The sequence below is a fragment of the Aquiflexum sp. genome (assembly GCF_041751335.1).
Classification (GTDB): Bacteria; Bacteroidota; Bacteroidia; order Cytophagales; family Cyclobacteriaceae; genus Aquiflexum.
Genome location: NZ_JBGSXS010000047.1, coordinates 1 through 6,031, shown reverse-complemented (window position 1 = coordinate 6,031; position 6,031 = coordinate 1). Strand labels below are relative to the sequence as shown.

The 6,031-nt window shown below is 37.9% G+C and carries 7 protein-coding genes and 1 pseudogene; 3 read left to right on the top strand and 5 right to left on the bottom strand.

Annotation, left to right across the window (positions count from 1 at the left end):
• The 3 genes and pseudogenes from ACEW8U_RS02590 to ACEW8U_RS02580 form a co-directional block, all read left to right on the top strand.
• Positions 1-359: pseudogene (locus ACEW8U_RS02590) on the top strand (hypothetical protein); the annotation flags it as partial.
• 134 nt (positions 360-493) lie between these two features.
• Positions 494-1,555 (top strand): DUF6340 family protein, encoded by a 1,062-nt coding sequence (locus ACEW8U_RS02585; protein WP_373520473.1) that lies wholly within the window; start codon positions 494-496, stop codon positions 1,553-1,555.
• Positions 1,556-1,744: 189 nt separating this feature from the next.
• Positions 1,745-2,416: a hypothetical protein gene (locus tag ACEW8U_RS02580; RefSeq protein WP_373520472.1), complete on the top strand. Its 672-nt coding sequence runs from the start codon at positions 1,745-1,747 to the stop codon at positions 2,414-2,416.
• Positions 2,417-2,552: 136 nt separating this feature from the next.
• Here ACEW8U_RS02580 and ACEW8U_RS02575 read toward each other — a convergent pair whose 3' ends face one another.
• The 5 genes from ACEW8U_RS02575 to carA form a co-directional block, all read right to left on the bottom strand.
• A complete protein-coding gene (locus ACEW8U_RS02575; protein WP_373520471.1) occupies positions 2,553-2,834 on the bottom strand; it encodes a hypothetical protein in 282 nt (93 codons plus the stop codon).
• A gap of 27 nt (positions 2,835-2,861) precedes the next feature.
• The gene (locus ACEW8U_RS02570) at positions 2,862-3,056 is read right to left on the bottom strand and encodes a hypothetical protein (protein ID WP_373520470.1); all 195 of its coding nucleotides are present in this window, start codon (positions 3,054-3,056) and stop codon (positions 2,862-2,864) included.
• Positions 3,057-3,068: 12 nt separating this feature from the next.
• Positions 3,069-3,257, bottom strand: a complete 189-nt coding sequence (locus ACEW8U_RS02565) for a hypothetical protein (RefSeq protein ID WP_373520469.1) — start codon at positions 3,255-3,257, stop codon at positions 3,069-3,071.
• Positions 3,258-3,424: 167 nt separating this feature from the next.
• The gene (eno, locus tag ACEW8U_RS02560) at positions 3,425-4,702 is read right to left on the bottom strand and encodes a phosphopyruvate hydratase (protein WP_373520468.1); all 1,278 of its coding nucleotides are present in this window, start codon (positions 4,700-4,702) and stop codon (positions 3,425-3,427) included.
• A gap of 22 nt (positions 4,703-4,724) precedes the next feature.
• Positions 4,725-5,822 (bottom strand): glutamine-hydrolyzing carbamoyl-phosphate synthase small subunit, encoded by a 1,098-nt coding sequence (carA, locus tag ACEW8U_RS02555; protein WP_373520467.1) that lies wholly within the window; start codon positions 5,820-5,822, stop codon positions 4,725-4,727.
• Positions 5,823-6,031 lie beyond the last annotated feature (209 nt).

The following is a 6,031-nucleotide window of genomic DNA, read 5'->3' as shown; positions in this document are numbered from 1 at the left end:
CGGTAAACAAGGAGGTTATCAGTTTTGATGTTCGGGATTTTGCATACGGTTCTATTAATAATATTTTGCTATCAGGGGATAAAATTTTGCTTTCCTATAATCAAGGATTGTCCGATGAGGAATACAAAAATATTACCGAAGGCATCAGTGATTTTCAGGAATCCTTTAGGGTTGTTGGACAAAAGAACAAGTCTATTCTAGCAGTCTTTGATGAAGAAGGTCTCCCAATAAATATGGTTGTTCCTGATTTTTTGGGCAGATTGGAATTTGTGGATAAAGAAGGATATCTTTGGTTTTCACCAAATAAGAATGATGTCGAAAGGGATTATGAGGTATTGTATAAAACAAGATTGAATTGAATTTTATATATATTTAGGTACTAAAACAATTGTTAAAGTTCCATAAATCAAATTCAAATTTTTTTCTAAATTTCTGAAATTTATGCAACCATTAGCCTCTAATTATCATCAGTTCAGTAATTGAACAAGATATTATGAAACCAAAAATTTCTTCACTAATCATCTTATTAGCATCATTACTATTTGGTTCTTGTAGCAAGACGATTACCTTGAACAGAATGGTTCCCGCAGAAATCAGCGTTCCAACTTATGTCCAACGCTTATTATTGGTGGACAGGACAGCACCTCAAAGTGAAGGATTGGCCATCATAGAGGGAATACTTACCGGAGAAGCACCCTTTGAGGTAAAAAATGCCGCAGAAGCCACTCTGACTACAGTACATCAAGAATTGAATACCTCACCAAGATATGAAGTCATCAGAGCTAGGGAAAGGCTAAAAGGAGGTTTATTTGCCCAGACTTTTCCCACTCCTTTAACTTATGAACAGATAGACGGTCTTTGTAGACAATATGGAGTCGATGCTGTCTTGGTTTTGGAAAAATTTTCCTCTGACTTTATCATCACTGACAAAAAGAAAACGGTCAAAAAAATCGTAGGTACAGGAAAGGATTCCAAAGAGATTGAAGTGGAAGGGATATACATGGAAGGCTTGGCTTCCGTCAGTGCAGGTTTTAGGCTGTATGAACCTGAAACCCGAAATATTTTTGATCAGGTAAATTATGACAAAACCAACTTATGGTCAGCAGAAGCCGAAACACGAACTCAGGCAGCAGCCATGTTGATAGATAAAGTCCGGGCCACACAATATGTCGGAAGGATGGCAGGAGCAAGTTATGCAAAAAGGATTGCCCCAATGAATGTATCCATTAGCCGTAACATGTACGAAAACCCAAAATCAAACCCTGCGCTTGCAAGAGGGTCACGCTTGGCTCAGGTAGGTCAATGGGAGGAAGCAATAGTGGCCTGGCATGGGGGCTTGAAGCAAATCAATGATAGTAAAGCTGGAGGTAGATTGTGCTATAATATCGCCTTAGGCAACGAGGTTTTGGGGGATCTCCAAGGAGCGAGCATTTGGGCAGGAAAGGCTTTTACAGAATTTGGATACAAAAAAGGAAGAACTTATGCACAGGAATTATCCATGAGAATGAGACAGGAGGATATTGTACGAGAGCAATTGACAAGGGAAAATGATTAATGATTATTTTTTTACCTAGATTGCTAGAAGAATGAATCATATATTTAATCAATTATGAGTAAACAAGTTAGACTCAGAAAAAAGAGTTACTGAATTTTTTCAACTAAAAATGATGTGAGTCATGGAACTTAGACTAGGTAACTTCGTTACTAGACTAAGTCATTAATCTTTTTTAGAAAAAATTTACCCATGAAAAAATCATTACTGTTACTTGCCCTCACTTTAGTTTGTAATCTGTCATTTGCCCAAATTGACAATCAATTGAAAATTGAAAATTATACAATCCCTGATGAAATTGAGATCATAGTTGAATCTGAGATTACTGAGGAAATGAAAAAAGTGGGGACTGTTTTTGCAAAAGCAAAAGGGGTTACAACAATTGCAGCCATCAATAACGTTAACAATCGGGCTTTAAGGAAATTGAAAACAGAAGCATCAATGCGGGGAGGAAGCCATATATTAGTAACCCAAGAGACTCAGGAGAATACTGTATTTTCTAAAACATCTGCCTATTCCGCAATAATTTATAGATCAAATCAGTCAAACGTCAATGAAATTAAAGAATTATTGGAATCCAAAGAATTTTCTTACCGTTTTGAGCGCAAATACAACAGGAACAAATTCGATCATAAGGATAAGCTCTTCAATCAACTCCTCAATCAACCACTTCAAAAGAATCAATTGAACCCACCCTATGTGAAAAACGGAAAAATAATCTTGGAGATAATGGAATTTATCGGTAACAGAAACCGACTTATCAAATATGAAGTTATTGCCAATTCTGATTCGCAGATATTACTTTTTAAGGAAGAAATTCCCGGCAAAGAAATGAAAATGATCATTCTTGAAAAGGTAAAATGATAAAAGAAAAACTCAACAGATCATTATCTGATCTGCTCAGATGTCTTACAGGATGGTCTTTGAAGTTGGTCAATTGCTCTTCTTAACCGGAAGCAATTTCACGTTTATATATGTTTTGGGCACCGTTTTTTTCACTTTAATAATATGCTGATCTCCCATCCGCTGAAAAAATAGGCTCTTTGTCTTCTCCTTCAAAATCACTGAACTGAGTATACTTTTTTGTATTCAAATCATAATCCCAGATATCTCTGGTAACTGAAGAGTTTTGCCTTTTTCTCCATTCATCTTCATAACCCTTTCTATCCTGCAAAATAATTTTGCTTCCACCTTGATCATAGTTCGCAAACTGAAACCCTGCTGTAGAAAGCAATATGCTTCGCCCTCCTTCTACAGTAACTTGGTAGAGTTTTCCAAACAATCCTTTATTTGGAAAACGGACAGAGGATTATAAATCATTTCTTGGTGAACTGAATAGGATATGTTTACCATCAGGACTGAAATCCAAAGGGATGTCATTTCCTGAATGGAAGATCAATCTTTTGGCCTCTCCTACATTGGAAGGAATGACATACACATCAAAATTCCCATATCTGTCACTGGCAAATGCAATCTGCTTACCATCAGGACTCCCTACGGGCATTTGGTCCTGGGCCTAATGAAGCGTAATTGGCAAGGCTGTACCACCATCGGTACTGACTTTGAACAAGTCACCTTTATATCCAAACACAATTTCTTTTCCATCAGGGGAAATGGCTGGATATCTAAGCCAAAGTGAATTATTTTGGGCTAAAACCGGCAAGATTAATCCCATAAAAACCAAAAAAGTATACATTATTTTCATATTGGTAAATGATTTAGTTTCGAAAACAATTTACAGAAAAACCTCCATTTTTAATGAAAACAGCTACCGATGGATTGATGAATAAAAGTTCTGGAATTCAACTTGATTAAAATTAAAAAAGACAGCCCGAAGACTGTCTTTTTTTAAATATTCATGATGTTATTTTCTTACTTTCCATTAAAAATTGCTGCCTCACCCAATTGCTCTTCAATTCTTAGCAACTGATTGTATTTAGCCATTCTGTCCGATCTTGAAGCTGAACCGGTTTTGATCTGTCCACAGTTAGTGGCAACCGCCAAATCGGCAATGGTAGAATCCTCAGTTTCCCCAGACCTGTGTGACATCACCGCTGTAAAGCCGGCTTTATGAGCCATTGCAACAGCTTTTAGGGTTTCAGTCAATGTTCCAATTTGGTTTACTTTTACTAAGATTGAGTTTGCTGATTTTTCCTCAATCCCTCTCTTGAGGAATTTGACATTGGTAACAAATAAATCATCACCAACTATTTGGATTTTGTCTCCGATTTTGGAATTAAGCAATGCCCAACCCGCCCAATCATCTTCAGCAAAACCATCTTCAATAGAATCAATTGGATACTTTTGGGTCAATTCTGTCAGGTATTCTACCTGCTCTTCTCTGGTCCTTACTTTTCCATTAGGCCCTTCAAATTTTGTATAATCATATTTGCCATCTTTGTAAAATTCGGTTGCTGCACAATCAAGAGCAATGGTGACATCATCACCTGCTTTGTAACCAGCTTTTTTGATTGCGTCCAATACACAGGCCAAAGCCTCCTCGGTACCTCCGGAAAAATTAGGAGCAAAACCACCTTCGTCACCTACGGCAGTACTTAAGCCTTTATCGTGAAGAATTTTTTTAAGGTTGTGGAAAATTTCCGCGCCCATTCTAATTGCTTCAGAGAAACTTGAAGCCCCAACAGGTCTTACCATAAATTCCTGAAAAGCAATTGGAGCATCTGAATGAGAACCGCCATTGATAATATTCAACATAGGGACAGGTAGTGTATTTGCATTGACCCCACCTATGTACCTATAAAGCGGCTGACCTGATTCCATAGCTGCTGCTTTGGCCACTGCCAAAGAAACGCCAAGAATAGCATTTGCACCCAACTTACTTTTGGTCGAAGTTCCATCAAGATCGATCATGATTTGGTCAATCATATTCTGCTCAAAAACATCCATCCCAAGCAACTCCGGAGCAATGATATCATTCACGTTGGAAACTGCTTTTAAAACGCCCTTTCCAAGGTATTTGGATTTATCACCATCACGAAGCTCAACTGCTTCATTTACACCCGTGGATGCCCCACTAGGTACTGCTGCTCTTCCAAAAGCTCCGTTTTCAGTCACTACATCTACTTCAACAGTAGGATTTCCTCTTGAGTCTAAAATTTGTCTGGCGTGAATTGATTGAATCAATGTCATAATTTAAAAGGTTTAAGGTTGTTTAATTATTGTTCATTAAAGATATAAAGTCATCAAATAAATACCTTGAGTCATGCGGACCGGGCGAGGATTCAGGATGATACTGCACTGAGAATGCAGGCTTGTTTTTCAGCTTTATCCCAGCTACGGTCTTGTCATTTAAATGAACATGTGTCATTTCCGCTATATCACTGTTTTCCACATCTTCTTTTTTAACCACGAAGCCATGGTTTTGAGAAGTGATCTCACTCTTTCCAGAAATTAGATTTTTTATAGGATGGTTTAAACCTCTATGGCCGTGGTGCATTTTATAAGTTGAAATACCACAAGCTTCTGCCAAAATCTGATGCCCAAGGCAAATACCAAATACCGGTTTATTGGTGTCAAGAATATCCTTTGTTGTTTTCACTGCATATTCCATTACAGCTGGGTCACCAGGTCCATTGGAGAGGAAATATCCATCAGGATTCCATTTTTCCATTTCTTCTAAAGTAGTTTTAGCCGGAAAAACTTTACAATAGACTCCTCTTTCTGAAAGGCTTCTTAGGATATTATGTTTTATTCCAAAATCAAGACAGGCAACTTTAAAATCAGAATTTTCATCACCAAAGAAAAAAGGTTCTTTGGTGCATACTTTTGACGAAAGCTCAAGCCCATTCATATCAGGAATTTTGTTGAGTTCAGCCTTTAAACCAGCAAGGTCATTTTCAAATTCAGAACTGATAATGGCATTCATAGCTCCTTTTGCACGGATATGCCTGACAAGCTTTCGGGTATCAAGATCAGCTATGCCTGAAATGCCGTATTTGACAAGGTAATCTTGTAACGAACCACTGGCATCAATCCTACTAAACACCTCTGAAAATGAGTTTACTACAATTCCAGCAATAGTTGGATGGTCGGATTCTTTTTCCGAATCTATTACACCATAATTACCGATATGAGAAGTAGTGGTTACAATTATCTGACCTGTGTAGGATGGATCAGTATAGATTTCCTGATAACCGGTCATTCCAGTATTGAAACAAATTTCACCGCCGTTGGTACCGGGACTACCTATCAGGGTCCCTTTAAATAATGTTCCATCGGCCAAAAGAAGAGTCGCTTTTTGTTTGTTCATCTTTATTTTTTGGACTTGTCAAAGTTAATGATTTTTAAAGTATATGCCACGGGAATGTGGTAAGGATATAAATCGAGTAGGAAGATAGGGATTATTTCCCTATCTGTCCTCTCACACCACCGTACGTACCGTTCGGTATACGGCGGTTTGTTAAAATAATGATGGCTGTGTTTCGCTGGTCAGCCGGCTGTAAGTGTTGTAAAACCCGA